Origin of the sequence: Roseibaca calidilacus (genome assembly GCF_001517585.1) — a bacterium.
GTDB classification, from domain to species: Bacteria; Pseudomonadota; Alphaproteobacteria; order Rhodobacterales; family Rhodobacteraceae; genus Roseinatronobacter; species Roseinatronobacter calidilacus.
The window spans coordinates 2,241,343-2,266,439 of the sequence record NZ_FBYC01000004.1 but is presented as its reverse complement, the minus strand read 5'-3'; the positions used below and the strand labels follow the sequence as shown (position 1 = coordinate 2,266,439).

26 protein-coding genes, 1 tRNA gene and 2 pseudogenes are annotated in these 25,097 nt (G+C 61.3%); 22 read left to right on the top strand and 7 right to left on the bottom strand.

The window, feature by feature from the left end:
* The first annotated feature begins 62 nt into the window (after positions 1 to 62).
* From AWT76_RS14725 to AWT76_RS14715, 3 genes are all read left to right on the top strand, one after another.
* A complete protein-coding gene (locus tag AWT76_RS14725) occupies positions 63 to 647 on the top strand; it encodes a TRAP transporter small permease (RefSeq protein ID WP_072247006.1) in 585 nt (194 codons plus the stop codon).
* Complete coding sequence (locus AWT76_RS14720) at positions 644 to 2,140, top strand: TRAP transporter large permease (RefSeq protein ID WP_072247005.1); 1,497 nt, start codon at positions 644 to 646, stop codon at positions 2,138 to 2,140. Before AWT76_RS14725 ends, AWT76_RS14720 begins: the two co-directional genes overlap by 4 nt.
* A 413-nt stretch (positions 2,141 to 2,553) precedes the next feature.
* Positions 2,554 to 2,790, top strand: coding sequence for a hypothetical protein (locus AWT76_RS14715; protein ID WP_176699412.1), 237 nt, complete (start codon positions 2,554 to 2,556; stop codon positions 2,788 to 2,790).
* A 36-nt stretch (positions 2,791 to 2,826) separates the two neighbouring features.
* Here the strand turns inward: AWT76_RS14715 and AWT76_RS14710 are convergent, their stop codons facing one another.
* Positions 2,827 to 3,453, bottom strand: a complete 627-nt coding sequence (locus AWT76_RS14710) for a GntR family transcriptional regulator (protein WP_072247003.1) — start codon at positions 3,451 to 3,453, stop codon at positions 2,827 to 2,829.
* Between the two features lie 94 nt (positions 3,454 to 3,547).
* On the opposite strand from AWT76_RS14710, the gene AWT76_RS14705 reads away from it, so the two are divergent.
* From AWT76_RS14705 to AWT76_RS14680, 6 genes and pseudogenes are all read left to right on the top strand, one after another.
* Entirely contained in the window at positions 3,548 to 4,711 is a 1,164-nt protein-coding gene (locus AWT76_RS14705) for an amino acid ABC transporter permease (protein WP_072247748.1), read from the top strand.
* Positions 4,708 to 5,793 (top strand): amino acid ABC transporter permease, encoded by a 1,086-nt coding sequence (locus AWT76_RS14700; RefSeq protein WP_072247002.1) that lies wholly within the window; start codon positions 4,708 to 4,710, stop codon positions 5,791 to 5,793. Before AWT76_RS14705 ends, AWT76_RS14700 begins: the two co-directional genes overlap by 4 nt.
* Before the next feature lie 96 nt (positions 5,794 to 5,889).
* The gene (locus AWT76_RS14695) at positions 5,890 to 6,933 is read left to right on the top strand and encodes a type 2 periplasmic-binding domain-containing protein (RefSeq protein ID WP_072247001.1); all 1,044 of its coding nucleotides are present in this window, start codon (positions 5,890 to 5,892) and stop codon (positions 6,931 to 6,933) included.
* 60 nt (positions 6,934 to 6,993) lie between these two features.
* Complete coding sequence (locus tag AWT76_RS14690; protein ID WP_141655974.1) at positions 6,994 to 7,566, top strand: protein-tyrosine phosphatase family protein; 573 nt, start codon at positions 6,994 to 6,996, stop codon at positions 7,564 to 7,566.
* 480 nt (positions 7,567 to 8,046) lie between these two features.
* Positions 8,047 to 8,160: pseudogene (locus AWT76_RS17160) on the top strand (IS5/IS1182 family transposase); the annotation flags it as partial.
* A gap of 277 nt (positions 8,161 to 8,437) precedes the next feature.
* Positions 8,438 to 10,510 (top strand): DEAD/DEAH box helicase, encoded by a 2,073-nt coding sequence (locus tag AWT76_RS14680; protein WP_072246998.1) that lies wholly within the window; start codon positions 8,438 to 8,440, stop codon positions 10,508 to 10,510.
* Here the strand turns inward: AWT76_RS14680 and AWT76_RS14675 are convergent, their stop codons facing one another.
* On the bottom strand, positions 10,511 to 11,086 hold the full coding sequence (locus AWT76_RS14675) for a hypothetical protein (RefSeq protein ID WP_072246997.1): 576 nt from the start codon (positions 11,084 to 11,086) through the stop codon (positions 10,511 to 10,513).
* Between the two features lie 71 nt (positions 11,087 to 11,157).
* Between AWT76_RS14675 and AWT76_RS14670 the strand changes: the two genes are divergently transcribed.
* Entirely contained in the window at positions 11,158 to 11,688 is a 531-nt protein-coding gene (locus tag AWT76_RS14670; protein WP_176699411.1) for a Crp/Fnr family transcriptional regulator, read from the top strand.
* Positions 11,689 to 11,723: 35 nt separating this feature from the next.
* Here the strand turns inward: AWT76_RS14670 and AWT76_RS14665 are convergent.
* Together AWT76_RS14665 and AWT76_RS14660 are read right to left on the bottom strand one after the other, a co-directional pair.
* Positions 11,724 to 11,798, bottom strand: a tRNA-Gly gene (locus AWT76_RS14665).
* 316 nt (positions 11,799 to 12,114) lie between these two features.
* Positions 12,115 to 12,750 (bottom strand): J domain-containing protein, encoded by a 636-nt coding sequence (locus AWT76_RS14660; protein ID WP_072246995.1) that lies wholly within the window; start codon positions 12,748 to 12,750, stop codon positions 12,115 to 12,117.
* Positions 12,751 to 12,868: 118 nt separating this feature from the next.
* On the opposite strand from AWT76_RS14660, the gene AWT76_RS14655 reads away from it, so the two are divergent.
* The 12 genes from AWT76_RS14655 (at position 12,869) to AWT76_RS14600 (ending at position 22,161) form a co-directional block, all read left to right on the top strand.
* Positions 12,869 to 13,126 (top strand): BolA family protein, encoded by a 258-nt coding sequence (locus tag AWT76_RS14655; protein WP_072246994.1) that lies wholly within the window; start codon positions 12,869 to 12,871, stop codon positions 13,124 to 13,126.
* 46 nt (positions 13,127 to 13,172) lie between these two features.
* Positions 13,173 to 14,108, top strand: coding sequence for a hydrogen peroxide-inducible genes activator (locus AWT76_RS14650; RefSeq protein ID WP_072246993.1), 936 nt, complete (start codon positions 13,173 to 13,175; stop codon positions 14,106 to 14,108).
* A gap of 88 nt (positions 14,109 to 14,196) precedes the next feature.
* Positions 14,197 to 15,144 carry a lipoyl synthase gene (lipA, locus tag AWT76_RS14645; RefSeq protein ID WP_072246992.1) on the top strand — a complete coding sequence of 316 codons (948 nt, stop codon included), beginning with the start codon at positions 14,197 to 14,199 and terminating at the stop codon, positions 15,142 to 15,144.
* A gap of 147 nt (positions 15,145 to 15,291) precedes the next feature.
* Positions 15,292 to 15,990, top strand: a complete 699-nt coding sequence (rpe, locus tag AWT76_RS14640) for a ribulose-phosphate 3-epimerase (protein WP_072246991.1) — start codon at positions 15,292 to 15,294, stop codon at positions 15,988 to 15,990.
* On the top strand, positions 15,987 to 16,646 hold the full coding sequence (gene gph / locus AWT76_RS14635) for a phosphoglycolate phosphatase (RefSeq protein ID WP_072246990.1): 660 nt from the start codon (positions 15,987 to 15,989) through the stop codon (positions 16,644 to 16,646). Before rpe ends, gph begins: the two co-directional genes overlap by 4 nt.
* On the top strand, positions 16,643 to 17,632 hold the full coding sequence (locus tag AWT76_RS14630) for a TDT family transporter (RefSeq protein WP_072246989.1): 990 nt from the start codon (positions 16,643 to 16,645) through the stop codon (positions 17,630 to 17,632). Before gph ends, AWT76_RS14630 begins: the two co-directional genes overlap by 4 nt.
* A gap of 71 nt (positions 17,633 to 17,703) precedes the next feature.
* Positions 17,704 to 19,152, top strand: coding sequence for an IMP dehydrogenase (gene guaB, locus AWT76_RS14625; protein ID WP_072246988.1), 1,449 nt, complete (start codon positions 17,704 to 17,706; stop codon positions 19,150 to 19,152).
* Positions 19,152 to 19,937 carry a sulfite exporter TauE/SafE family protein gene (locus AWT76_RS14620; protein WP_072246987.1) on the top strand — a complete coding sequence of 262 codons (786 nt, stop codon included), beginning with the start codon at positions 19,152 to 19,154 and terminating at the stop codon, positions 19,935 to 19,937. The genes guaB and AWT76_RS14620 overlap by 1 nt, the downstream gene beginning before the upstream one ends.
* Positions 19,938 to 19,948: 11 nt before the next feature.
* A complete protein-coding gene (locus AWT76_RS14615) occupies positions 19,949 to 20,380 on the top strand; it encodes a cupin domain-containing protein (RefSeq protein ID WP_072246986.1) in 432 nt (143 codons plus the stop codon).
* 230 nt (positions 20,381 to 20,610) lie between these two features.
* Complete coding sequence (gene rplS / locus AWT76_RS14610) at positions 20,611 to 20,991, top strand: 50S ribosomal protein L19 (RefSeq protein ID WP_072247747.1); 381 nt, start codon at positions 20,611 to 20,613, stop codon at positions 20,989 to 20,991.
* A gap of 11 nt (positions 20,992 to 21,002) precedes the next feature.
* Entirely contained in the window at positions 21,003 to 21,224 is a 222-nt protein-coding gene (gene rpmE / locus AWT76_RS14605) for a 50S ribosomal protein L31 (RefSeq protein ID WP_072246985.1), read from the top strand.
* A gap of 127 nt (positions 21,225 to 21,351) precedes the next feature.
* Positions 21,352 to 22,161 (top strand): division plane positioning ATPase MipZ, encoded by an 810-nt coding sequence (locus AWT76_RS14600; RefSeq protein WP_072246984.1) that lies wholly within the window; start codon positions 21,352 to 21,354, stop codon positions 22,159 to 22,161.
* Here AWT76_RS14600 and AWT76_RS17030 read toward each other — a convergent pair.
* The 3 genes and pseudogenes from AWT76_RS17030 to istA all read right to left on the bottom strand — a co-directional run bounded on the left by AWT76_RS17030 (position 22,151) and on the right by istA (position 25,090).
* On the bottom strand, positions 22,151 to 22,303 hold the full coding sequence (locus tag AWT76_RS17030; protein ID WP_176699410.1) for a hypothetical protein: 153 nt from the start codon (positions 22,301 to 22,303) through the stop codon (positions 22,151 to 22,153). The genes AWT76_RS14600 and AWT76_RS17030 overlap by 11 nt on opposite strands.
* Positions 22,304 to 22,682: 379 nt before the next feature.
* A complete protein-coding gene (istB, locus tag AWT76_RS14595; RefSeq protein WP_072246983.1) occupies positions 22,683 to 23,474 on the bottom strand; it encodes an IS21-like element helper ATPase IstB in 792 nt (263 codons plus the stop codon).
* A pseudogene (gene istA / locus AWT76_RS14590) lies at positions 23,464 to 25,090 on the bottom strand (IS21 family transposase). Before istA ends, istB begins: the two are co-directional and overlap by 11 nt.
* Between the last annotated feature and the right edge of the window lie 7 nt (positions 25,091 to 25,097).

The following is a 25,097-nucleotide window of genomic DNA, read 5'->3' as shown; positions in this document are numbered from 1 at the left end:
GGCAGGGCGCGCGCATCGCGGCGCGCCCTTCTTGGCGCACGGACCGGGAATAGAGTTCAGGCATGCACCGTTTTATCTATGCACTTGCACGCGGCATGGCGCTGCTGGGCGGCACGGCTTTGGCAGCCTTGGTGCTTATGACCTGCGTGTCGATCCTTGGTCGGCAGGCGAATACGCTGCTACACACGGATACCGTGCAAGCGCTGGCGCCCGGCTTTGCCGCATGGGCGCTGGGCACCGGCATTGGCCCCATTTTCGGCGATTACGAGATTACGGAAATGGGCATGGCTTTTGCGCTGTTCTGTTTTCTGCCGCTATGCCAACTTACCGTTGGTCATGCGCGGGTGGATGTGTTCACCGCGTTTCTAAGCGCGCGCAGCAACCGCATTCTTCGGCTGCTGATTGAAATTGCGCTGACCGGCGCGCTGATCTTGATTGCGTGGCGGTTGCAGGTGGCCACATCGGTGCGGATGGGCACAGGGCAAACCACCTATCTGCTGGAATGGCCGGTTTGGTGGGCGTATGCCCTGTCCAGCATTGCCGCTTGGGCCGGTGTCGTCGTGGCGGTTTACATTGTCTGGGTGCGCTTGCTGGAAGTGCTGCGCGGTCAGGAAATAATCGGTGACGGCGGGGAGGCCGAACATTGAGTGACATCACGATCGGCATTCTGTCGTTTCCAGCCCTTCTGGCGCTGATCTTTCTGCGCGTGCCGATTGGTTTGGCCATGTTCCTGACGGGGCTTGCCGGGCTGATCTGGGTGACAGGCGGCTCGCTTGTGCCGCTGGCCCGGCTGGAAACCGAAACCTACACCACGTTCGCCAGCTACTCGCTTAGCATTATCCCCATGTTTCTGCTGATGGGCCATTTCGCCACGCTGGGCGGGATGAGCCAAGCGTTGTTCAAGGCCGCCGAGGGGTTCCTTGGCCACCGCAAGGGCGGGGTGGCCATGGCTGCCATCGGGTCCAGCGCGGGGTTCGGCGCGATCTGCGGCAGCTCGCTGGCCACCGCCGCCACGATGAGCCGTGTCGCCCTGCCAGAGTTGAAGCGCTACGGCTATGCGGGCGGGTTTTCTACCGCGACGCTGGCGGCAGGCGGCACGCTGGGCATTCTGATCCCGCCCTCTGTGGTGCTGGTGATCTATGCCATCCTGACCGAACAGAACATTGCCAAGCTGTTTCTGGCTGCATTCATCCCCGGGATTATGGCTGCCATCGGCTATGTGATCGTGATTTCGATCTATGTGCGGGTGAACCCGGGCTCTGCCGGTCTGCGCCCCCCCATGCCATGGGGGGAACGCATGGCGGCGCTGGTCAAGATCTGGCCTGTATTGCTGGTCTTCGGTCTTGTTGTGGGCGGTATCTATGCGGGCTGGTTCACCCCGACAGAAGGCGCCGCCGTGGGCGCCTTTGGCACCGGGCTGATTGCTTGGGTCAATGGCGGGCTGACCCGCGCCACGCTGGCTGAAAGCTTCATCGTGACGGCCCGGTCCAGCGCGATGATCTTTTTCATCATCTTCGGGGCAGCGTTCTACAACGGCTTTCTGGCGTTGACGCAGGTGCCCCAAAGCCTTGCCGAATTCGTCGGCGCGCAAGGCTATGCGCCTTTCATGGTGCTGCTGATTATCCTTTGCTTTTACCTGATCCTTGGCTGCGTCATGGACAGCCTGTCAATGATCCTGCTGACCATTCCGATCTTCTGGCCGGTGATGATGGAATTGGATTTCAATTTCATCACGATGGCCGAATTGCACGCCATGCGGGCCGCCGAAGCGTTCCGCGCGGGGGTGGAACTGGCACCGGACATGCTGCGAAGCATAGAGCAGACCTTGGCCGCCGGCGCGGAACTGACGCGTGAGCAAATTCGCGCGCTGGGCTTGCGCCGGGTGAATGCGCTGGCGCTGGAGCGCGCCAATCTGGAATTGACCGCGATCTGGTTCGGGATTCTGGTGCTGATCGTGGTCGAGGTGGGCCTGATTACCCCGCCCGTCGGCATGAACCTGTTTGTCATAAGCGCGATGGATCCGAAAACGAGGATTACCGACACCTATCGCGCCGTGTTGCCCTTCGTGGCGTCAGATCTGGTTCGGGTGGGCATATTGGTGGCGTTCCCTGCGATCACCTATTTCCTGATCCCGGTGTAGCCCGGAATTCCCCAAGCAACTTGCTGACTGCGCTGTTCTGAAACTGATGCCTCATTTATAAATAGTGTTGTTACCAGCAGCGACTGGCGCGGTTCATGGGTCACCCAAGGGTGCGCGTTTGCAGAGGGTGGGCTGATCGCTTTTGACCGCAGCGTGCGGGTGCCGTTCCCAAATGCGGCGGGCTTTCGGCCCAATCCGCCCAACTTCGGGTGCTTTCTTGACCTTGTGCAGTGCGCAGGGCGGAAAACACTTGATAGACCGATCAAATCCAGCAAATTTGCGGTTAACGGCATGCCATTTTGGGTCTGCTGGCTGACATGGATAAAGCGACTATGCGTATATTTCTGACAATATTGACATTTTTCTTTGCGAGTTCGGTGCAGACGTTGGCGGAGCCGGATCATGGCACAATCGTGAAGGTTGATTATGAGGGACTATCCTATGCCGCGCAGTTCTGGACCGGCTCCGACAAACTGGTGATCGTCGGCCTTCCCGAAAGCGACCTGCGCGCATTTCCCCCTTCAGCCGCCGAGGCTGTGGCTGCGCGCGTTTTGGCGGCGGTCGGTATCTCCTGCGCTTTCGGTCCGGCGGCTCCGGATCAATACGGTCTGCCGCCGGGAACCACTTGGGATGTGCCCTATCGCTGCTAGCGCTGCCCCTTCCACGGGTAGCGCCAAATCCGTGGATCAAGCCCTTTTGGAAAGTATGAGCTGCGACGCTTCGCGGAAAAAGGCTGCCTTGCCGTTCCCAGTGTCGCGGCACATGGTCCAGATGCGGTCAAACGCCCCCGTGACCAAGCGCCCTTGGCCGGTTTGGACATCTGCAAGCAGCCAGCGTACGATCCGCCAGCCGCTGATAAGATGCGCATCTGCAATGATCGGGTCCGGGATCATCTGCGAAAGCAGGGCGTTGAACTCTGTGAAGAGGGCATAAAGGCTTTCGATATCCGCCGATCTACCCGAGCTTCCCTGCGCATGAATCATGTCAAGACGCCGCGCGATTTGGGACGGAATCGGCTCATCAGGAAATCGCGCGACAAGGCCCAGCAATTCATGATGCACAAGAAAATGCATGTTGCGTTGGGCTGGCTCCAATGGGCTGACAACTGAACCGACACCGGTTCGCACTTCGATCAGCCCCTCATAGGTCAGCCGTTGCAGTGCCTGACGCACCGGGGTGCGCGAGACGCCGAACTCTTCGGCCAGAACACCTTCGAGCAGCATGGCCTGACCGTCCTGAACATTCAGGCAAATCCGCTTTCGGATCGCATCTGCAATATCGCCGGCGCGTGGCTTGGCAATGTAAATGGTCATTGGTTTCTCATTCTGGCAAGCGCTTGTCACAGGCGCGACATGAAGCCTGTATACACGTATGCAACGTATTTATGCTACTTCACAGGCTATGGTCATGCAACACAGTCCGCCCGCGCCAAGTCGCGCCGCACCCGACTGGATCGGGATCGCGATTGTTGGGGTGATTATTGCAGGGCTTGCCGTTCTTGGCATCAATACTTGGCTGAACATGCAAACGGCCGGGATCACGCCGGGCTATGGGTTCTTGTCCCAGACTGCGGGATTTGATCTTAGCGAAAGCCTGATACGCGCCAACGCTTCTGACAGCTATGGGCGGGTGATCCTTGCGGGCCTGCTGAACACACTGTTCTTGGCGCTTTGCGCGCTGGTTCTGGCCACCGTGCTTGGGGTCTTGATGGGGCTTGTCAGCGTTACGCCAAGCCCGGCGGGCCGCCTTTTTGCCATGCTTTATGTCGAACTGTTTCGCAACCTGCCCAAAATCCTTGTGCTGCTGGTGCTATATGTCGTGACCGTCCGCGGCTTGCCCTCGGTGCGCGAGGCGGTCTCTATCGGGCCGGTCCATCTGACCAATCGCTCGATCTATCTGCCCATGATCGCGCCAGATCCGAAGCAACTTTGGTTGCTGTTGCCATTGGTGCTGGCCTGCGCCTTTGCGGTGCTGTGGCATCGTCATGCGGGCCGGATCAAGCGGGACACAGGCCGGGATGTGCCGGTCCTGCCGGTCGTTCTGGCCACTGTCATCGGACTTCCGGTCCTTTTCGGCGCTATGGTCGGCACGCCACTCGTGCCCGATCTGCCGCAGTTCCAACGCTTCGATTTCGAGGGCGGGGGCCGGTTTTCGATCCAGTTCGTGGTGGTTTTGCTCACGCTCGGCCTGTATCACGGCGCACAGATCGCCGAAGTTGTGCGCGGCGGCATCCTGTCTGTGCCGCAAGGACAGATAGAGGCCGCGCGGGCGCTTGGAATGTCGCCACGCTCCGTAACGCGTTTCGTGGTTCTGCCGCAGGTGCTGCGGATCGTCATTCCACCCATGATCAACCAATATGTGAACCTGATAAAGAACACCTCCATCGCCATCGCGGTGGGTTATTCCGACCTGATGTCGGTCAGCGGGACGATCATCAACCAGACCTTTCGCCCGCTAGAGATGATGCTGATCACAATGGGGCTTTACCTTGGCCTATGCCTTTTGGCGTCGTGGGGGATGAATTATCTCAACGACAGCCTGCGCGCCCGCAGCATGGGACGGGGGAAATGATTCCGCCCTCACCGCCGCCTCCGACTCGCGACAACCTGTTGAAGGAATGGGCCGGAACCCCGGTAAACGCCCTCGTCTCACTTGTCAGCGCAACGCTTGCGGTGCTTGTCGTCTGGGCGCTGTTGGATTGGGCCGTGCTCTCGGCCGTCTCGCCGCTGCGCCAGATGGAAGATTGCACCGGGGCGACAGGGGCTTGCTGGCGGTTCTATGTAGAAAAAAGCCGGTTCATGCTGTTCGGCACCTATCCTTTTGCCGAGCATTGGCGCCCGGCGCTAGTATGCGCCGCGCTGTTGGCGTTGTCCGTCGCGGTGGGCCTTCGTCTGACTGGCCGTTTGCGCGGCCTTGGCCCTGCAACACTGGTGACAATGTGGTGTGCGGTGATCCCGTTATCCTTTCTGTTGATGAGCGGGGGCTTTGCCGGACTTGCACCTGTGGACATGTCGCGCTGGAACGGTATGCCGGTTCTCTTGATCCTGTCGGTCATTGCCATTGCGTTGGCCTTTCCATTGGGGGTGGTATTGGCTGTTCTGCGCCACCAGACCCGTTGGCCGGTGCTGCGCCGCGCGGCCATCGTCTATATTGAAGGGATGCGCGGCTTCCCCATGGTCACCGTTTTATTCGTCGGTGTCTTCGTTCTGCCGCTTACGCTGCCGCCGGATACACGGATCAGCCCGGTCATTGCCACGCTGATCGCGCTGGTGTTCTTTCATGCCTCTTACTTTGCCGAGGATGTGCGGGGCGGAATGCAATCCCTGCATGTCGGCCAGCAAGAGGCCGCGGCCTCTCTGGGGTTGTCATGGCTGCAATCCATGCGGTTTATCCTACTGCCGCAGGCATTGACCCGCAGCTTGCCAGCTTTGGTGAATTCGGTGATCGGTGCTTACAAAGACACGTCCTTGGTGGTGGTCCTTGGGATACATGACCTGACCTCGACTGCGCGAATGGCGTTCAGCGAACCAGGCTGGGGACAATTCGCACTCGAAGCCTATGCCTTTGTCGGCATATGGTTTCTGCTGTCTTGTGCCTTCTTGTCATGGGTCGGGCGCGAATTGCACCGCAGCGAAGGCGCAAAGGGCCGTTGACGGCGCGGCCGGACTGTCACGAATCTGATGAAATACACCTGTATACAGGTTATGGCATCAACGTATGCCGCTCTTTTCAAACCGCAGGAGACTCCCATGTCCGCCGCAAAGACTCTCATGTCCGCAAGTGCCGCGATCCTCGTCGCCGCGACGACTCCGGCTCTTGCCGGGCCAATCCTGGACGACATCAAGGCCAATGACAGCCTGATCTGCTTGGTCAGCCCGACCGCGCCCGGCTTTTCGGTGCCCGACAGCACCGGTATCTTCCAAGGCTTCAACGCTGATTTCTGCCGCATGGCCGCCGCAGCCGTGCTGGGCGATGCCAGCAAGGCCGATATCCGTGGCGTCGGCTTTTCCGATTCGATGAAGACCATCGTCGCGGGCGAAGCGCATATGGGGTCGCGTTCGATCACCCGCACCGGCACCCGCGACGCAGACGAGGGCATGGCCTTTGTCGTGACGACCTTCTTCGACGGTCAAGGCTTCATGGTGCCCCGTGCGCTTGGTGTTACCAGCGCAACCGAACTCGATGGTGCCAGCGTCTGCGCCGAGGACGGCTCGACCACGCTTCTGAACATTGCCGACTGGTTCGGCGCGCGCGAGATGACCTACCGTGTCGAAAATATCGCCGACAAGACTGCCCGCCTTGAAGCCTTCTTCTCGGGCAAATGCGATGTTTACGCGTCGGATGTGACCGCCCTGACGGCGGACCGCCAATTGGCACCGACGCCGGGCGATTACGTCATCCTGCCCGAAATCATCTCGAACGAGCCGCTTACCCTGGTCGCGCGCCCCGACCAAGCATTCGAGGCCGCGCTCTATTGGGGCTTTCAGGTCATGCTGAACGCAGACAGCTATGGCATCAATTCGACCAATATCGACGCGGTCGTCGCCGATATCGCCAACCAGCCGCCTGCTGTGCAGCGCATCTTCGGCGCAGACAGCGCCACCACCGACATGGCCGCCAAGCTGGGTCTGCCGACGGACTGGGCCTACCAGATCGTCAAGCAGGTCGGATCTTATGGCGAGGTGTTCGACCGTCACCTTGGCGTCGACACGCCCTTTGCCCTGAACCGTGCAGAGACGCCGAACGCTGCGGCCGCAGATGGCGGCCTGATGTATCCCTATCCGATCCGTTGATCCCAAACTTGGTGCGCCTCGGTTCTTTGGCCGGGGCGCATACCCTTATTCGGCCCGGCCATGACACAGACAATTGACATTGCACAGAATGACACTTCGGTACGCGCGATTTGCCCGCATCCGCACGGCGGAACGGTCATCACAATGGGGTTCCCCGGTCTGGAGACAGATTTTCGGGGTCAAGCCTTTATCTCTGCCGACGTGATGGACGCCACGCTGGACCATGTCGCATCAGCCGGCACGAAGCTGGTGGTGATCCTGCCCCAGCCCAAGGAATTACCGCCCAAGGCGATATCGCTGCTGCGGCGCAGCCTAGATGCCCGCGCCCTGCGCAGCATTGTCATGCCGATCGTCGATTACTCTGTTCCCGGTCCCGCCTTCCTGCGCGCATGGCACCGGGTGTCGCCGGCCTTTGCGGCGGTCTTCGCCTCTGGCGGTTCCGTCGGCATGTGCTGCCAACATGGTGCGGGCCGTAGCGGCCTAGTCGCGGCAATGCACCTGATAGAAGCGGGCCTGAAACCGATCCAAGCCGTGACACTGTTGCGCAGCCAGTTCCCCGAATCGGTCGAGAACGATCTTCAGTTTCATTGGCTTGTTGACTATTCACAGTCTCTCCAAGCCAAAGTCGTCTAAGCCTCAGTTAGGCAGTTCTAGGTTTCGGCGAATGGCAGCGTTGCCGGGCAGGTGGATGGAACGCACCGTTTCCCAAAAGCGGCTCTCGGAAGCGGTCGGGTATGTCCAGATGTTGACGCGCAGATCATGCGCCCCAAGGACATCCCCATTGGGGTTTTAACCGACTTGATGGAACGCGCATTTTCGACTGGTTGTTGCGCCGCAAGGCAAGGCTATAGTCGAAGGTCGCGGGGTGTTTGCATCCTTATGGAACCGCAGTTGCACTAGCTCGATGCGCTGCCATAACGAAGGGGCGCAGCACAGCGGCGTTATTGCAAAAGTCTGACGACCGGGGATTCACTTCGTGAATCCATGCTGTTGGGCGCACCCTATAGGCAAACCATCTCCTGCCCGCTATCGTGCGACGAACTGACCCTGCGACTACACATCGCTGTGGAAGCGCTGGTTCCCGCTGATAAGGGGGGCTACACTGGCACGCTTTGGCGCGCGCAGCATCAAGGCCGACCCTGATGTCTGCCAATCTTTTCCGATGTGGCGATCCAGTTTTGCCTGTCAATGAACGTGCTGTTCAAGCTTCCTTTGCAATACACCGCTGAAATCCACATCCACCTCCGCATCGCACTCATGAACCGGTTCGATGCCATCGGCACCGCCGAAATCGCCCGCGTGGAAGAAGATCAGCAGGGTAAGGGGCAGTCACGCCTCAGGCGCGACTTGCGCAATAACGCAGTGTGGAGTTGCTGTACCTTGTAATCTCGCTGTGAATAACATAAAGAAAAACAGGCTCTTACATCTTCGAATTCGGTTGCGAATCACCCGCCTGTGCATTCATATGCGCAATTCGCAATTTTCCCCAAGGAACACCCCGACCATGATCACCCCGATATCCGAGGCGCTTGCAGAGCGTGGCTATGACACGCTTACCCCTGTGCAACAGGCGGTCAGCGCGCCCGAATTGGTGGGCCGAGATTTGCTGGTCTCGGCGCAGACCGGGTCGGGCAAAACCGTGGGCTTCGGCCTTGCTATTGCGCCGACCTTGCTGGCGGACGCGAACCAGTTCGGCCCGGCTGCGGCCCCCTTGGCGCTGATCGTGGCCCCGACGCGGGAATTGGCAAGCCAAGTCATGCGCGAACTGACATGGCTATATGCGCGCACCGGTGCGGTCGTCGCGTCTTGCGTCGGGGGCATGGACATGCGCACCGAACGCCGTGCGCTGGAACGCGGTGCGCATATTGTCGTGGGCACGCCGGGCCGCTTGCGCGACCACATTGAACGCAACGCGCTGGACCTTGGCGAATTGCGCGCGGTCGTGCTGGATGAAGCGGATGAAATGCTTGACATGGGTTTCCGCGAGGATCTGGAATTCATGCTGGGCGAAGCGCCCGAAACCCGCCGCACGCTGCTGTTTTCGGCCACCGTGCCGCCGATGATCGCCAAACTGGCACAGCAATACCAGCGCGACGCGGAACGCATCAGCACGCTAGGCGGCAGCACGCAACACAGCGATATCGAATATCAGGCTGTTCGCGTGGCGCAATCGGATGTGGACAATGCAATCTTCAACCTGCTGCGCTTTCACCATGATGAAAGCGCGCTGGTTTTTGCCAATACCCGCGCCATGGTGGCCCATCTGACCGCGCGGCTGGCCAATCGCGGCTTGCAGGTGGTCAGCCTGTCGGGCGAGCTTAGCCAAACCGAGCGCACCCATGCGCTGCAAGCCATGCGCGACGGGCGTGCGCGGGTCTGCGTGGCCACCGATGTGGCCGCGCGCGGCATTGACCTGCCCAAGCTGAACTTGGTCATTCATGCCGAATTGCCGACCAATACCGAAACCCTGCTACACCGCTCTGGGCGCACGGGCCGCGCCGGGCGCAAAGGCATTTCGGCACTGATCGTTCCGCCCAAAGCCAAAGCGCGTGCCGAACGGTTGCTGAAATGGGCCAAGATCTCTGCCGAATGGGTCGAGGCGCCCTCGGTCGAGGATATCCTTGCGCGCGATGAAGACAGGTTGCTGTCCGATCCGGTCTGGTCCGAAGCAGCCTCCGACACAGAGGCCGCCTTCGCCGAGAAACTGCTGGCGCGCTACACGCCCGAACAGATCGCGGCGGCCTATCTGCGGCTGTATCAGTCGCGCCACGCCGCCCCCGAAGACCTGTTGCCCGCCGACACCAAACCCACGCGGCGCGAGAAGGCTCCCTTCGGCCCCAGCCGTTGGGTGGCCTTGTCCGTGGGCCGCGCCGAAAGTGCCGAAGCGCGTTGGCTATTGCCGCTTTTGTGCCGCACCGGCGGGCTGGAGAAAGACGCTATCGGCGCGATTCGCGTGCAGGATTCGGAAACCTATGTCGAGATTGCCGCAGCAAGCGTTGACAATTTCATCGCCGGTCTGGGCGAGGGCGGCACGCTGGAAGATGGCGTGACCGCACGCGTGATGGATAGCGCGCCTGACCTGCAATCGACCCCGCGTTCGCCCCGGCCAGAGCGCGGGGATCGGCTAGAGCGCCCCGCGCGGCAGGACCGCGCCGAGCGCCCGGCACCACGTCCGCGCGAGGACCGTGCCGAGCGCCCGACCGGCCCAAAGCCGAAATGGGACAAACCGAAGGGCGAGCGCGCTGCCAGCGACAAGCCCAAGCCGCGCGACGACGGGGCCGTCAAACCCTATGAGAAACGCACAGCTCCCGCTGCGCGCGAAGACAGGCCCAAGCGCGCAGATGCACCTGCGAAATACGACCGCAAAGCGCGCGCGGATGCGCCGAAATCCAAAGGGTTCAAGGGCAAGCCGGAAAGCTCGTCTTTCAGCAAACCGGCGGGTAAACCAAAGCCCCCCGCTGCGGATGCGCGCGACACGTCGAAACGCTTTGTGGCGCCGGGCAAAGGCGGCAGCGCGGCACTGCGCAAGCCACGGGCAAAACCCGGCGCGAAACCCGGCTTCAAACCCAAAGGGTAATCAGTCGCAATTGTTATGGCGTCGCCACATGGCGGCGTCGTGACCTTCTGGAACCGCATCGCACGGGTCTGCAGCGCCATAGCCGCGCAGCGTGTTATACGCTGCGATCTGCGTATCGCTAAGCAGTGGCGGTGTTTCCAGATGGCGGACAAGGTGAATATAGCGCAGTTCAGCGCGGGCAGCCGCAGAGCGGTCGATCAAGGCGCGCAATGTATCGGGCGACAAGTCTCCGGCGCGAAACGCGGCCTCTATGGCTTGTTCGGCGGCGATAAATTCGGCCCCGGCTGCCTGCGCCTCTGATTTCATCTGCGCGAAGATTTCTTCAATAGCGCGGACCTGCTCGGCACTCAGCCCGATCTGGTCTTTCAACTCCAGCAAATGCGCGGGGCCGGGCACGCCGTTCAGTTCTGCGGCCAGCGCCAACCCCCACCCTGCGCCACGGCGCAGATCTTCCAGATCGCTTTCGGACAGGGACTTGATGTCGCGGTTTTCCATCCCGGCATAGGCCGAATGGCTGTGCTGCGCCGCAGTTGCCAGCGGCCACAGAACGGCAAGCAGTGTCAGAACAAGTTTCATTGGCGTCGCTCCATACCGTGTTTCCAAGTGCCTTGTTGCAGCGGCAGCGGCGCGCTCGTATGATCGCAATCATGCCCGATCCAATCCATGCGCTTTTCTCACAGGCTTGTGTTCTGGGCCTTGAAGCAGATCAGGTTCTGTTCCGGGCGGGCGACATTCCGGAACGGGTGTTCTTGGTCGTAACCGGAAATGTTGCGCTGCACCGGCATACGCAGCATGGGGCGACCTTGGTTTTGCAACATGCGCGGGCTGGGCAAATTTTGGCCGAAGCCTCGGCCTATTCCGACACCTATCATTGCGACGCTGTGGCAACGGCGCCAAGCCGGGTGGCCTGCCTGCCGAAACGAACATTCCTGACAAGGATGGCGCAAGACCCGTCGCTTGCATCGTTCTGGGCGGCACGGCTGGCGCGCGAAGTTCAAATCGCCCGAACCCGCGCCGAAATCCGAACTTTGCCGCGCGTGTCAGATCGTCTGACGGCATGGCTGACCGAGGGCAATACCATGCCGCCCAAGGGCGCATGGCACCATGTCGCATCCGAGCTTGGTATCACGCGAGAGGCACTGTATCGTGAATTGTCTCGCCGCCAGAAACACAAGTGACCCAGTGGGGTAGTGGTCACTTTCTGGCGGAAAATTGGAGCGGGCGAGGCGATTCGAACGCCCGACCCTAACCTTGGCAAGGTTATGCTCTACCCCTGAGCTACGCCCGCTCTCTATGTGGTGCGATTTAGAGAATTGCGCGGCGGGCTGCAAGAGGGAAACGCGCGAAGATTGCAGTTTTCATGACATTTTTTCTGCACCGGGATTCACGGTTTGCAAACCCTTCTGCGCCACGCTGGTTCTGCCCAGACCACGGAGCTGCCATGACCGATTCCGAAACGATCCGCCGCATCCTGTCGCCATCTCATGCCGCGACCGCGCAAGTTTTGCGCGATCTGTCGGTTATTCACCGCATGGAAATGCTGCTTGGCAAACTAGGCCGGCAGCCAAGGCCACCGTTGCAATTTGGGGGCGCGGGCAGGCAGCCTAGTCGCGGAAATACCGGCTGTCTTTAAGCTGGTCCCAAGCCCAGACAACCTCTTGCAAACGGTCCTCGTCATGCCGGGCGCCCGAATTGCGGTCCGGGTGCAGGTCTTTGACAAGGCTTTTGTATTGCTTGCGGATTTCCGTCCTGCTCCAGCTGTCGCGGGCATCCAGAATCTCTAGCGCCTTGCGTTCGGGTGCGGGCAGTTTGCGGGTGCCCCCGGCTGGGTTGTTCTTGCCGGGGTTGCGCGTGGCATTGTCACCCAGAACCTGATGCGGATCTTCGATTCCCAAGCGCTGCCATGCCAGCCGCTCATCCTTGGACCCAAGCGGCTGCGTGGCGCGGCCCCAAACGCGGTCGCGCTCCATCTCGTCCATCATCTCGGCTTCGGTCTGGCCCTCGAAATAGTTCCATTTCAGGTTGTATTCGCGGGCATGGTCCTTACAGAACCAAAAATACTCGTTCAACTGGTCGGGAGATTTCGGACAACGATACTTCCCATCTTCGGAACAGCCCTCGTGCTCACATTGCCGGACTGATGTTTCCCAAGCCCCGGACATGCCTCGCCGGCCACGGGCGCGCTTTTTCTTATCGCTCGAAGCTCTGATATCAAATTCGAAAAGTGGTTTGCGGTCCATAAGATACTCGGCCTTGCGCTTTGGTAACGGTCCATCTAGCCCCCGACCGGGGCTTTTCGACTCGGAGCGCCGATACTAGATATCTTTGCAGCATGATTGAAGAGGAACCGGGCAGAGAATGCAGATTCGAGATGAAATAGAGCATAAATTGCAGGAAGCGTTCCACCCGCGGGAGCTGATGGTCGAAGATGACAGCGAAAGCCATCGTGGCCATGGCGGCTGGCGCGAGGGTGAGCAGACCCATTTCAACGTGCGCATCCGCGCCGAGGATTTCGCGCAAATGGGGCGGCTGGCGCGCCATCGCGCCGTTCACAGCGCGCTGGGTGCCGATCTTGTTGGCCGCATTCACGCCTTGGCGCTGGATATCGACGGGTGACATAAGCATTTGCCTGCATCCCCTGTGTCGGGCATAGCTTTTGCTTATGAAGATTACCCTGCGCCAACTTCATTACTTTCGCGCCTTGGCCGAGACGCGCAGCTTCGGGCGTGCGGCGGCGCTGGTCAATGTCAGCCAGCCCGCCCTGTCCATGCAGATCAAGGAACTGGAAGCCATCCTTGGAACGGCGCTGATCGAACGCAGCCCGCGCGACTTGCGGCTGACCCGCGCGGGGCGCAGCGTGCTGGACCGGGCCAATCGTATCCTGTCCGAGGCGATGGAGTTGGAGGCCGACGCCCGCCATGCCCGCGGCCTTGGCGAGTTGAACATCGGGATGATCCCCACGGTGGCGCCCTATCTGCTGCCGGGCACGCTGGCGGCCTTGCGCGCCGCCGATATCACGCGCGAGTTGCGCCTGCGCGAGGCGCAAACCGCGACTCTTCTGGAAGGTCTGCGCGGCGGCGTGCTGGATGCGGTTGTCATGGCAGACCCACCCCTTGCGCCCGACTTGATCGCGCAACCGCTGTTCACGGATCGCTTCGTGCTGGCAGGCAGTGCCGCGCGGCTGGACGCTTTGGGTGCAAACCCCGAAGCGCTGCGCCCGGTCGGTTTGCCGCCGGACCAACTGTTGTTGCTGGATGAGGGGCATTGCCTTGCCGATCAGGCGCTGGAGGTTTGCGCGCTGGACCGCCGCCAGACCCGGCTGGATCTTGGGGCCTCGTCATTGTCGACCTTGTGCGGCCTTGTGGCGCAGGGGTTCGGCCTGACCTTTCTGCCCGAGATCGCACTGGCCACGGAAACACGCGGCACCCCCGCGCTGGCCCTGCAACGGTTCGATGCACCTGAACCCGCGCGCCAGATCACGCTGGTTCGCCGTGCGGGCAGCTCTCAGGTGGACTGGTTCGATGAATTGGCCGACCATATCGAACAGGCCGCGCAGGCGCTGATCGCGCAGGCGCGACAAATTGCGCCCACGACATGAGCGCAATGCATATCCGGCATTCCGGGCTTGCGTTGTTTTTGCCTGCCAACCGGGTTATGTGACAAAACAGTTCTGAGGAGGACAGCCCGTGCGCGACCTGAAACTGCCCGACCAACGCCACCCGGAAAAAGCCCATCGCCCGGTGCAGGCGCAGCCGAAGAAGCCCGACTGGATTCGGGTCAAGGCCCCCGGCGGCGCGGGCTATGCCGAAACCCACAAGATCATGCGCGAACACAAGCTGACCACGGTCTGCGAAGAAGCGGGCTGCCCAAACGTGGGCGAATGCTGGTCCCAAGGCCATGCCACGATGATGATCATGGGCGAGATCTGCACACGCGGTTGCACATTCTGCAATGTCGCCACCGGCCGCCCCGACACGCTGGACGCGTTCGAGCCGGGGCGCGTGGCGCATGCGGTCGAAAAGCTGGGTCTGAAACATGTGGTCATCACCAGCGTGGACCGCGACGATCTGGCCGATGGCGGCGCTGAACATTTCGCACAGACCATCCGCGCCGTGCGCCACCGCAGCCCCGACACGACGATCGAGATCCTGACGCCGGATTTCCTGAAATGCGCGCCATCCGCCTTGGAAACTGTGGTCGCCGCACGGCCAGACGTGTTCAACCATAATCTGGAAACCGTGCCCGGCCTGTATCCTACCGTGCGCCCCGGCGCGCGCTATTTCCACAGCCTGCGTCTGTTGCAGCGGGTCAAGGAACTGGACCCGACAATGTTCACCAAATCCGGCATCATGGTGGGTTTGGGCGAGGAACGCCAAGGCGTGTTGCAGGTCATGGATGACATGCGCAGCGCCGATATCGATTTCATGACGATCGGGCAATATCTGCAACCAACCCCGCGCCACCACCGGGTTGACCGGTTCGTCACCCCGGAAGAATTCAAAAGCTACGAGAAGGCAGCGCTTGGCAAAGGGTTCCTGATGGTCTCTGCCACGCCGCTGACGCGCTCCAGCTACCATGCTGGCGATGATTTCGCGCGCCTGCGTGCGGCGCGTCTGGCCAAATTTGCGGTGTAATCGCCGCGCGGACGCTTTTGTCTGGTGCGCGAATGGCTGCGGGCGGGAATATTTGTCGCAACACGGCATCGGGCGCGGGGGTGCATTTGCCCCGCGACGGGCGTAATACGGGCGCGTAATCACGACTCAAGACATGAAGGTCCGCATATGAGCTTTTCCCGCGCCATCAAGATCGCCCCCTCTATCCTTGCCGCCGATTTCGCCAATTTCGGGGCCGAATGCCGCGCGGTCGAGGATCAGGGCGCGGATTGGGTGCATGTCGATGTGATGGATGGGCATTTCGTGCCCAACATTACCTTTGGCCCGGCCACCTGCGCCGCCATTCGCCCGCATATTCGCGGCGTGATGGATGTGCATCTGATGATTGCACCGGTGGACCCATATATCGAAGGCTTTGCCAAGGCCGGGGCCGATATCATCACCGCGCATATGGAAGCGGGGCCGCATATTCACCGCACGTTGCAGGCGATCCGTGCGACCGGGGCCAAGGCCGGGCTGGCGCTGAACCCCGGCACGGGGCTGGACGGGGTGGAGAACCTGCTGGACCTGCTGGATTTGGTTTGCGTGATGACGGTGAACCCCGGTTTCGGCGGGCAGGCTTTCATCGACATGACTGACAAGGTGCGGCGTCTGCGCGCGCTGATCGGGGACCGGCCCATCCACATAGAGATTGACGGCGGCATCACGCCCGACACCGCCCCCATCATGGCCCGTGCGGGCGCGGATGTGTTGGTCGCAGGCTCTGCCGTGTTCAAGGGTGGGTCGGTTACGGACCCTGCGCCTTATGGCGCCAATATCCGTGCCATACGCGCTGCGGCTGAAAGCGTGACCGGGGCGGTCGTGTGAAAGCGGTCATCTTCGATCTGGACGGCACGCTGATTGACAGCGCGCCCGACATTCACGCCGCCGCCAACGCGGTCTTGCAGGGCGAGGGGCTGCCATTGGTCACCTTCGCGCAATCACGCAGCTTTGTCGGGCGTGGCGCGCGCGTGTTCGTAGAGCGGATGGAGCATGCCGTGACGGGCGGCAATGACCCCGCTCGCACCGACCATCTGCACAAGCGCTTTTTGCATTTCTACGAACGCGCGCATGAGAATACGCGCATTTACCCCGGCGTGGTGGATGTGCTGGAGGGCTTGCGCGCCAGTGGTTTCGCCCTTGGCCTGTGCACCAACAAACCCTTGGGGCCAACCCGCGCGGTGCTGGCGCATCTGGGCTGGGAGAAGCTGTTTGCCGTGGTTATCGGCGGCGACAGCCTGCCCGTGGCCAAGCCCGACCCCGCCCCCCTGATGGCTGTGGTCACGGGGCTGGGTCTGACCCTGTCCCAGATCACCTATATCGGCGATAGCGAAACGGATTCCGAGACCGCCGCGCGTGCCGGCGCGCGCTTTGGGCTGTTCACCGAGGGCTACCGCCAAACTGCCCCGGAAGACATGTATCACCAGTTCCGGTTCGACGATTACCGCGCCTTGCCCGACCATCTGAAAGACCAAGCTGCATGACAACCCGCCGCCCGCTGCCCCCGCCTTTGGAAATTCCGAAACCCGGCTTTGGGCGGCGCACCCCGCCGGCGTTGTTTCCGCCAATCATGGGCCTGTTCGGGCTGGGGCTGGGTTGGCGCGCGGCGGCAGGGGCTTTCGGGGTGTCACCCGCGATTGGCGATCTGATCCTTGGCGCGACCTCGCTTCTGTTCCTGTTTACACTGGCGGCCTACCTTGCCAAACCGTTGCGCCGACCCACGGCGTTCATGGAAGATTTGCGCGTGCTGCCGGGCCGGGCGGGCCTGTCGGCGGCAAGCCTGTGCCTGATGCTCTTTGCCGCCGTGCTGGCCCCCATGGCCAGCGGCGTGGCGACGGCGCTGGCGCTTTCGGCCTTCGCGGTGCATGTGGGGCTGGTTGTCGCGATCATCCTGACCCTGCTGCGCGGCCCCGAAGAAGGGCGCGTGGTCACGCCGGTTTTCCATCTTAGCTTCGTCGGCTTCATCATTGGCGGGGTGGCTGCGAACGCGCTTGGGTATCACGATATCGCGCGGTGGCTTTTGTGGTCTATGCTGTTGCCCGCGGGCCTGATCTGGGGCTTTAGCGCGCGGCAATTGCTGGCCCGTGTGCCGCCCGCGCCCTTGCGCCCGCTTCTGGCCATCCATCTTGCCCCGGCCTGCCTGTTCACGCTGGTGGCCGCCGGGGCCGGGCTGGAAACCGCCGCTTATGCCTTTAGCGCGTTGGCTGCGTCCATCCTTGTGGCGCTGCTGGTCGCGGCGCGTTGGCTGACATTGGCCGGGTTCTCGCCGCTTTGGGGCGCGTTCACCTTCCCGCTAGCGGCCTTTGCCTCGGCGCTGGTCACGCTGTCGCAGGGCCAAGGCGCGCTGGGTGCGATTGGCGGGGTGACTTTGGTCGCGGCCACGCTGATCGTGCCGCTGATCGCCTACCGTGTTTTTAAACTGTGGCCCGGTGGCAAATTGGCGGCCAAGACCAATGCGGCCACGGCTTAGGGGCTTTCATTTTCGTGCAAGGCATGAAAAGGGGACGTGCCAAGCGTGACACCAAAATCAGGAGAGCGGTGATGAAGATTCGCGAGGCATATACATTCGATGACGTTCTGCTGGTGCCCGCCGCCTCCAAGGTGATGCCCAGCACGGCAGATACATCTACGTTTGTGACCAAGGACATTCGCCTGAACATTCCGCTGCTGTCCTCGGCGATGGATACGGTCACCGAAGCCCCGATGGCGATTGCCATGGCACAGGCCGGGGGCATGGGTGTTGTGCACCGCAACCTGACGGTGGACGAACAGGCCGAAGCCGTCCGCCGCGTGAAGCGGTTCGAATCGGGGATCGTCTATAACCCGGTCACTCTGACCCCCGACCAGACGCTGCAAGACGCAAAAGCATTGCAAGCGCGCTATAACGTGACCGGCTTTCCGGTCGTGGACGAAAGGGGCCGCGTGCTGGGCATTGTCACCAACCGCGACATGCGCTTTGCCAGCGACGATTCGACCCCGGTCAAGGCTATGATGAGCGCGGATAACCTTGCCATCCTGCGCGAACCTGCCGACCGCGAGGAAGCGCGCAGCCTGATGCAGGCGCGGCGCATTGAAAAGCTGCTTGTCACCGATGAAGAGGGGCGGCTGACTGGTCTGCTGACCCTGCGCGACATTGATCGCGCCGTGCTGAATCCGACGGCCTGCAAGGATAATCTGGGCCGTTTGCGTGTGGCCGCAGCCAGCACCGTCGGCGATGCGGGCTATGAACGCTCGATGGCGCTGATTGATGCGGGCGTGGATCTGGTTGTGATTGACACCGCGCATGGCCATTCCGAAGGCGTGGCCAAGGCGGTTGCCCGGATCAAGGCCGAAGCGCCCAATGCGCGGGTCGTCGCGGGGAATGTGGCAACGGCGACCGCGACGCGCGCACTGATCGACGCCGGTGCAGATGCCGTGAAGGTGGGCATTGGCCCCGGTTCCATCTGCACCACGCGGGTTGTGGCCGGTGTTGGTGTGCCGCAACTGACCGCGATCATGGATTGCGCCGAAGCGGCGGGGGATGTGCCCATCATCGCCGATGGCGGGATCAAAATGTCGGGCGATTTCGCCAAGGCCATCGCGGCGGGTGCAAGCTGCGCCATGGTCGGCAGTGCGATTGCTGGCACGGATGAGGCACCGGGCGAGGTGATCCTGTATCAAGGCCGCAGCTTCAAATCCTATCGCGGCATGGGCAGCCTTGGTGCCATGGCGCGCGGATCTGCCGACCGCTATTTCCAAAAGGATGCCGCCAGCGACAAGCTGGTGCCCGAAGGGATTGAAGGGCAAGTGCCTTATAAAGGCTCTGTCGGCAATGTGTTGCACCAGATGGTCGGCGGCTTGCGCGCGGCGATGGGCTATACCGGCAATGCCACCGTGGCCGAAATGCGCGGCGGCTGCGAATTCGTGCGCATCACCAATGCCGGGCTGAAGGAAAGCCATGTGCATGACGTGCAGATCACCCGCGAAAGCCCGAATTACCGGGTTGGCTGATGCAGGCTGTTGCCGGTCTGACCCTGTTCAGCGATGTTACAAGTCTGACCGCGGCGCTTGTCGCGGTCTTTCTTGTTGGGCTGTCCAAGGGCGGGCTTGGCGGGGCCTTCGCGCTGATGGGCGTTCCGATCCTGTCGCTGGCCATGTCGCCGGTGCAAGCGGCGGCGCTGCTATTGCCGGTGCTGCTGATGATGGATGCCGTCAGCCTTTGGGCGTGGCGCGGATGGTTTGACCGCGCAACCCTGTGGCACACACTGCCCGGCGCGTTGCTAGGGATCGCCTTGGGCGGCCTGACGGCGGCCTACACGCCCGAAGCAATGGTGCGCCTGCTGGTGGGGATTGTAGCGCTGGGCTTTGTCGCGCGCATGGTGCTGGACCGGCGCGGCGGGCCGGTCGCCCCACGCGGGCAAAGCGCCACGCGGGGCACCTTCTGGGGCGGGGTCGCGGGCTTTACCAGTTTCGTCGCCCATGCGGGCGGTCCGCCCTTTCAGGTCTATGCCCTGCCGCTTGGCTTTGATCCGCGTATTTATACCGGGACGACGGTCATTTTCTTCTCTGCCGTGAACGTGGTCAAGCTGGTGCCTTATGCGGCCTTGGGTCAGTTCAACACGGCCACGCTGACAAGCGCGCTGGTGTTGCTGCCCTTGGCGGTCGGCTCTACCCTGCTGGGGGCGCGGATCGTGAAACACCTGCGCGCAGAGGTGTTTTACCCGCTGATGTATGGCATGATCGGGTTGGTCGGCATCAAGCTGGTTTGGGACGGGTTGACCGCACTTCTGGGCTGAAAGGACGCATCATGACCACCGCTGCCGAGTTGATCGCCCGTTTCAGGCTGGAACCTCACCCAGAGGGCGGCTGGTATCGTCAGACATGGATGGCCGAGGCCGAGGCCAATGCGCGCCCGGCAGGCACCGCCATCTTGTTCCTGTTGCAAGCCACAGAGCGCAGCCATTGGCACAAGGTCGATGCCGCCGAAATCTGGCATTTTCACTCGGGAAGCCCCTTGGCGCTGCACATCGCGGCCAGCGACGAAGGCCCGGCCAACCGCACCGTTCTGGGCGATGTGATGCAGGGCCACAGGCCGCAAGCCATCGTGCCGCCGCATCATTGGCAGGCCGCCGAATCGATGGGGGAGTGGTCGCTGGTCGGCTGCACCGTATCGCCCGGCTTTCGGTTCGACGGCTTCACCCTTGCGCCGCCGGGCTTTGATATACCCACCAACGCTTGACGCAGTTGGGCGAAAAGCCTATAGCCCGCGCTGTCATACCCGGAATCGGGTTATGGCCTGTTTGGCGTGTGCAGCCCCCTAGCTTCGGTCGGGGCAAACCGGGTCAACAGCGCGGATAAATACGTTTGGGCATTCTCTGGCGGGCACTGCGGTGGACCCGGTCGAAGACCAGAGCTCTGACCGGCATCATCAAGACGTGGGCAAACCACGGATATATGAAAGGACATGCGATGAACCTGATCGCACAGCTAGAGGCCGAGCAGATCGCTGAACTCGGCAAGACCATCCCGGATTTCAAGTCCGGCGACACCATTCGCGTCGGCTATAAAGTGACCGAAGGCACCCGTTCGCGCGTGCAGAACTTTGAAGGCGTCTGCATCAGCCGTCGTCACGGAACCGGCATTGCCGCCTCGTTCACCGTGCGCAAAATCTCTTTTGGCGAAGGCGTGGAACGTATCTTCCCGCTGTATTCGACCAATATCGACAGCATCGAAGTGGTTCGCCGCGGCAAGGTGCGTCGTGCGAAACTGTATTACCTGCGTGATCGTCGTGGCAAATCGGCGCGTATCGCCGAAAAGACCAACTACCGTCAGCTAAAAGACCAAGCCTGAGGAGCGCGACCATGAAAGCAGATACGCATCCCGATTATCACTTGATTAACGTCAAGATGACCGACGGCACGATTGTCCAGATGAAATCGACCTGGGGCGCCGAAGGCGATACGCTGGCGCTGGATATCGACCCTTCCGTGCACCCGGCATGGACCGGCGGCAGCACCCGCCTGATGGACGCCGGTGGCCGTGTGTCGAAGTTCAAGAACAAATACGCCGGTTTGGGCTTCTAAACCCGGTCCGAAACGAAACACGGGGCGCAAGGGCACAGGTCTTTGCGCCTTTTTTCATACCTGCCGCCCGCTTGCACCAAGCGTCGGCCCGGCGTAGGTGTGCCCTTCGAACAAGCGGGGAACAAACGTGACGCATATCATCACCATCGGCAATGAGAAGGGCGGGTCGGGCAAATCGACCATGTCGATGCATGTCTCTGTTGCGCTGGCGCGGATGGGTTGGCGCGTGGCGGCGATGGATCTGGATCTGCGCCAGCTTAGCTTTGGCCGCTATATCGAGAATCGTCGTGCCTTCATGGCGCGGGACGCGCATGATCTGCCTTGCCCCGTCTTCATGCCCTTGCCAGAGCTTGATGCCGCCACCCTTCCCGCGGGCGCGAACCTTGCCGATGCCCGGATGAGCGCGGTGCTGGAAGCCGCGCAGGACCAGTTTGATTTCCTGCTGATCGACTGTCCGGGGTCACATACCCGCTACAGCCAATTCGCGCATTCGGTCGCCAACACGCTGATTACGCCCATCAATGACAGCTTTATCGACTTTGACCTGCTGGCCCGGACGGACCCGGACACGGGCCGCGTGCTGGCCCCGTCAATTTATTCCGAAATGGTCTGGAAAGCGCGCCAAACCCGCGCCGAAGCGGGGATGCGCCCGCTGGATTGGATCGTGCTGCGCAACCGTCTGGGCACCACCGCCATGCACAACAAGCGCAAGGTCGGCGCGGCGCTGGAAGAATTGGCCAAGCGGATTGGGTTTCGCATTGCGCCGGGCTTCAGCGAGCGGGTGATCTTCCGCGAACTGTTCCCCAAGGGCCTGACATTGCTTGACCTGAAAGATGTCGGCGGTGAGACAATGACCATGTCCCATATCGCCGCCCGGCAAGAGGTGCGCGACCTTCTGACCGCGCTGAATTTGCCGGGTGTGACGGTCAGTGTCTGATATGCCCGCGCTTGGGCAGGGCTTCGTCACGTTCCAGTTCAAGCGCGTCGTAACGCTCGCTCAGGCGGCGTGGCATGCCCTTGATGGACAGAATCGCATCCAGTGCCAAAGAGGGGCGAGGGGTCTGCGGGGTCGGTTTCATGGTAACTGCCTCGTTGTTTGATGTGTTAACCATGATTATTGGCCGGGGCAGAAATGCGGCACTGGTAGGGAAATTACCGTCCCGTTTCGGGTGATTTTGCGGCAATTGTGGATGGGGCATATGACTGCACGCCCAAGCGATTCGATGCGCCGCATACCCTCCCTAAGCGACTGCAAATTCAGCAGTATCGGCAAAGTTACTCTATATATCCCTGTTTGATGGCAAGTGCCGAATTAGCCGGGTGTGACCCGATCAGGCGTCAAGGTAAGGTCAGCAGTTTTGCTGTTTTCAAGCACAAGCCGCGCCTGTTGATTGCCACTGAGATTTGACCCGGCATTGTCACCGAGAACTGACCCACCCAGTGGTTATGTTCTGCGTATCATGATGGCGTCAATGCTGGTGTTTCCTTCCGTTTCTTTTTCGCTGTTTCTGAGCTGGCCTTGAAGCGGTAGCTGTCATTGCCGGTCTCCAGAATGTGGCAGCGGTGGGTGAGGCGATCGAGCAGCGCGGTGGTCATTTTGGCGTCACCAAAGACCGTAGCCCACTCGGCGAAGCTCAGGTTGGTGGTTATGATGACGCTGGTGCGCTCGTAGAGTTTGCTCAGAAGATGGAAGAGCAAGGCCCCGCCAGAGGCGCTGAATGGCAGGTATCCCAGTTCGTCCAGGATCACCAAATCGGTTTTTACCAGGGCCTCGGCGATCTTCCCGGCTTTGCCATGGGCCTTTTCTTGTTCCAGGGCATTGACCAATTCCACCGTCGAGAAGAAACGCACGCGCTTGCGGTGATGCTCGATAGCCTGGATGCCGAGGGCCGTCGCAACATGCGATTTCCCTGTGCCAGGCCCCCCGATCAGCACCACATTCTCTGCGCCATCCAGAAATTCGCAGCGATGGAGCTGGCGGACCAGAGCTTCACGCATTTCACTGGCGGCAAAGTCGAACGCGGACAAGTCCTTGTATGCTGGGAAGCGGGCTGCCTTCATGTGATATGCGATCGAGCGCACCTCGCGCTCGGCCATTTCAGCCTTTAGCAGTTGCGACAGGATCGGCATGGCAGCCTCGAATGCAGGCGCTCCCTGATCGAGTAGATCCTGCACGGCCTGCGCCATGCCTGGCATTTTAAGGCTGCGCAACATGATGATGAGAGCTGCACCGGCGGGGTCATGACGCATGGCGTGTTCCTCTCGTGGTGCGCAACCCATCGTAGCGCGCGACATTGGCCTCGGGCTCTTTGCTCAGCGTCAAGGCCGCAGGAGGGTTCACATCCGGCTGGTCGGTCAGTTTGCCATCCAGCAGCCTGTGGAGCAGGTTCAGAACATGGGTCTTGGTCGGCACGCCCGCCTCCAGAGCCAATTCCACGGCGCACAGGACGGCCTGTTCGTCATGGTGCAGCACCAAGGACAGGATATCGACCATCTCGCGGTCCCCGCCGGGCTGGCGCAGTATCTTCGCCTGTAACATGCGGAAGGGTTCGGGCATTTCCACAAAGGGAGCACCATTGCGCAACGCTCCGGGTTTACGCTGAACCACCGCCAGATAGTGGCGCCAGTCATAGATCACGCGCCCCGGCTGGCGGTGCGACCGGTCGATGATGCGCTCATGCGTGCAAATCACATGCCCCTCGGCGACGACCACCAGCCGCTCAGGGTAAATGCGAAGGCTGACGGGGCGGTTTGCAAAGCTGGCGGGCACAGAATAACGGGTGCGATCAAAGTTGATCAGGCATGTCGGCGAGACGCGCTTTCTTTCCTCGACAAAGCCATCGAACATTGTGGGGAGCGCCATCAGCGCAGGCTTCTCGGCTGCCCACACATCTGCGATGCTGCCAGGCAAGGTGCCATGCGCCGTCTCTGCCCATAGCAGCTTACAGCGTTCTTCCAGCCAAGCATTCAGCGCATCCAGATCCGGAAAGGCCGGCATCAGCTGCCACATGCGTCGTGCTGGAAGCACGCCTCCGGCGTGACGGCGCGCGTCGCGGACATTCTTCTCGACCTGTCCCTTCTCCCAGCCCGCTGCCGGGTTACAGAACTCGGGATCAAAAACGTAATGGCTGGTCATCGCCGTGAACCGCGCATTCACATCGCGCTTCTTGCCAAGTCCGACCTTGTCGACCGCCGTCTTCGTTCGGCCTGGCCTCGGACCCATGGCGGCCAAGCCTCACTGTCATAGATGCCGCGACCGGGCACGCCTTCGAAGACACGGAACGCATGCCAATGGGCATCGAACAGCATCTCATGCGTTTGCAGCAGATAGGCCCGCACCAAAAATGCCCGGCTGTGCGACAGCTTAACGTGGGCGACCTGCAGCTTGATCCGCTCACCGCCGACATAGGCCCAGTCTTCGCTCCAATCAAACTGAAAGGCTTCACCCGGCTGGAACACAAGCGGCACGAAGACACCCCGGTCGGTCGTGTGATACGCGCGCTGGCGTTCGCCTTTCCATTCACGAACGAAGGCCGCAACACGCTCGTAGGAACCGTCATATCCCAGCTTCACCAGATCGGCGTGCATCAGCTTCGCCGTCCGGCGCTCTTTGCGTGATTTGCGCTGATCCGAGACAAGCCAAGCTGTCAGCTGCTTGGCATATGGGGCGAGCTTGCTAGGACGATCCGGCGTCTGAAACGCCGGTTCAACAATCCCCTCCCGCAGATATTTCTTGATTGTTCGCGGTTCCTTCGAACCGATGGCAGTCACCGCTCACTGCGCGATATGCCCGTGCGCCGTGCAATCTCGCGAATGGGCATCTTGTCTCGCAGCGCCCATGTTCTGATTACCTTCAAAAATCCCATGTCGATC

Coding starts and splice junctions, on each gene's coding strand:
- AWT76_RS14725 (WP_072247006.1), top strand. CDS start 63: ATGCACCGTTTTATCTATGCACTTGCACGCGGCATGGCGCTGCTGGGC.
- AWT76_RS14710 (WP_072247003.1), bottom strand. CDS start 3,453: ATGACCATTTACATTGCCAAGCCACGCGCCGGCGATATTGCAGATGCG.
- AWT76_RS14705 (WP_072247748.1), top strand. CDS start 3,548: ATGCAACACAGTCCGCCCGCGCCAAGTCGCGCCGCACCCGACTGGATC.
- AWT76_RS14700 (WP_072247002.1), top strand. CDS start 4,708: ATGATTCCGCCCTCACCGCCGCCTCCGACTCGCGACAACCTGTTGAAG.
- AWT76_RS14695 (WP_072247001.1), top strand. CDS start 5,890: ATGTCCGCCGCAAAGACTCTCATGTCCGCAAGTGCCGCGATCCTCGTC.
- AWT76_RS14690 (WP_141655974.1), top strand. CDS start 6,994: ATGACACAGACAATTGACATTGCACAGAATGACACTTCGGTACGCGCG.
- AWT76_RS14680 (WP_072246998.1), top strand. CDS start 8,438: ATGATCACCCCGATATCCGAGGCGCTTGCAGAGCGTGGCTATGACACG.
- AWT76_RS14675 (WP_072246997.1), bottom strand. CDS start 11,086: ATGAAACTTGTTCTGACACTGCTTGCCGTTCTGTGGCCGCTGGCAACT.
- AWT76_RS14670 (WP_176699411.1), top strand. CDS start 11,158: ATGCCCGATCCAATCCATGCGCTTTTCTCACAGGCTTGTGTTCTGGGC.
- AWT76_RS14660 (WP_072246995.1), bottom strand. CDS start 12,750: ATGGACCGCAAACCACTTTTCGAATTTGATATCAGAGCTTCGAGCGAT.
- AWT76_RS14655 (WP_072246994.1), top strand. CDS start 12,869: ATGCAGATTCGAGATGAAATAGAGCATAAATTGCAGGAAGCGTTCCAC.
- AWT76_RS14650 (WP_072246993.1), top strand. CDS start 13,173: ATGAAGATTACCCTGCGCCAACTTCATTACTTTCGCGCCTTGGCCGAG.
- rpe (WP_072246991.1), top strand. CDS start 15,292: ATGAGCTTTTCCCGCGCCATCAAGATCGCCCCCTCTATCCTTGCCGCC.
- AWT76_RS14630 (WP_072246989.1), top strand. CDS start 16,643: ATGACAACCCGCCGCCCGCTGCCCCCGCCTTTGGAAATTCCGAAACCC.
- guaB (WP_072246988.1), top strand. CDS start 17,704: ATGAAGATTCGCGAGGCATATACATTCGATGACGTTCTGCTGGTGCCC.
- AWT76_RS14620 (WP_072246987.1), top strand. CDS start 19,152: ATGCAGGCTGTTGCCGGTCTGACCCTGTTCAGCGATGTTACAAGTCTG.
- AWT76_RS14615 (WP_072246986.1), top strand. CDS start 19,949: ATGACCACCGCTGCCGAGTTGATCGCCCGTTTCAGGCTGGAACCTCAC.
- rplS (WP_072247747.1), top strand. CDS start 20,611: ATGAACCTGATCGCACAGCTAGAGGCCGAGCAGATCGCTGAACTCGGC.
- rpmE (WP_072246985.1), top strand. CDS start 21,003: ATGAAAGCAGATACGCATCCCGATTATCACTTGATTAACGTCAAGATG.
- AWT76_RS17030 (WP_176699410.1), bottom strand. CDS start 22,303: ATGAAACCGACCCCGCAGACCCCTCGCCCCTCTTTGGCACTGGATGCG.
- istB (WP_072246983.1), bottom strand. CDS start 23,474: ATGCGTCATGACCCCGCCGGTGCAGCTCTCATCATCATGTTGCGCAGC.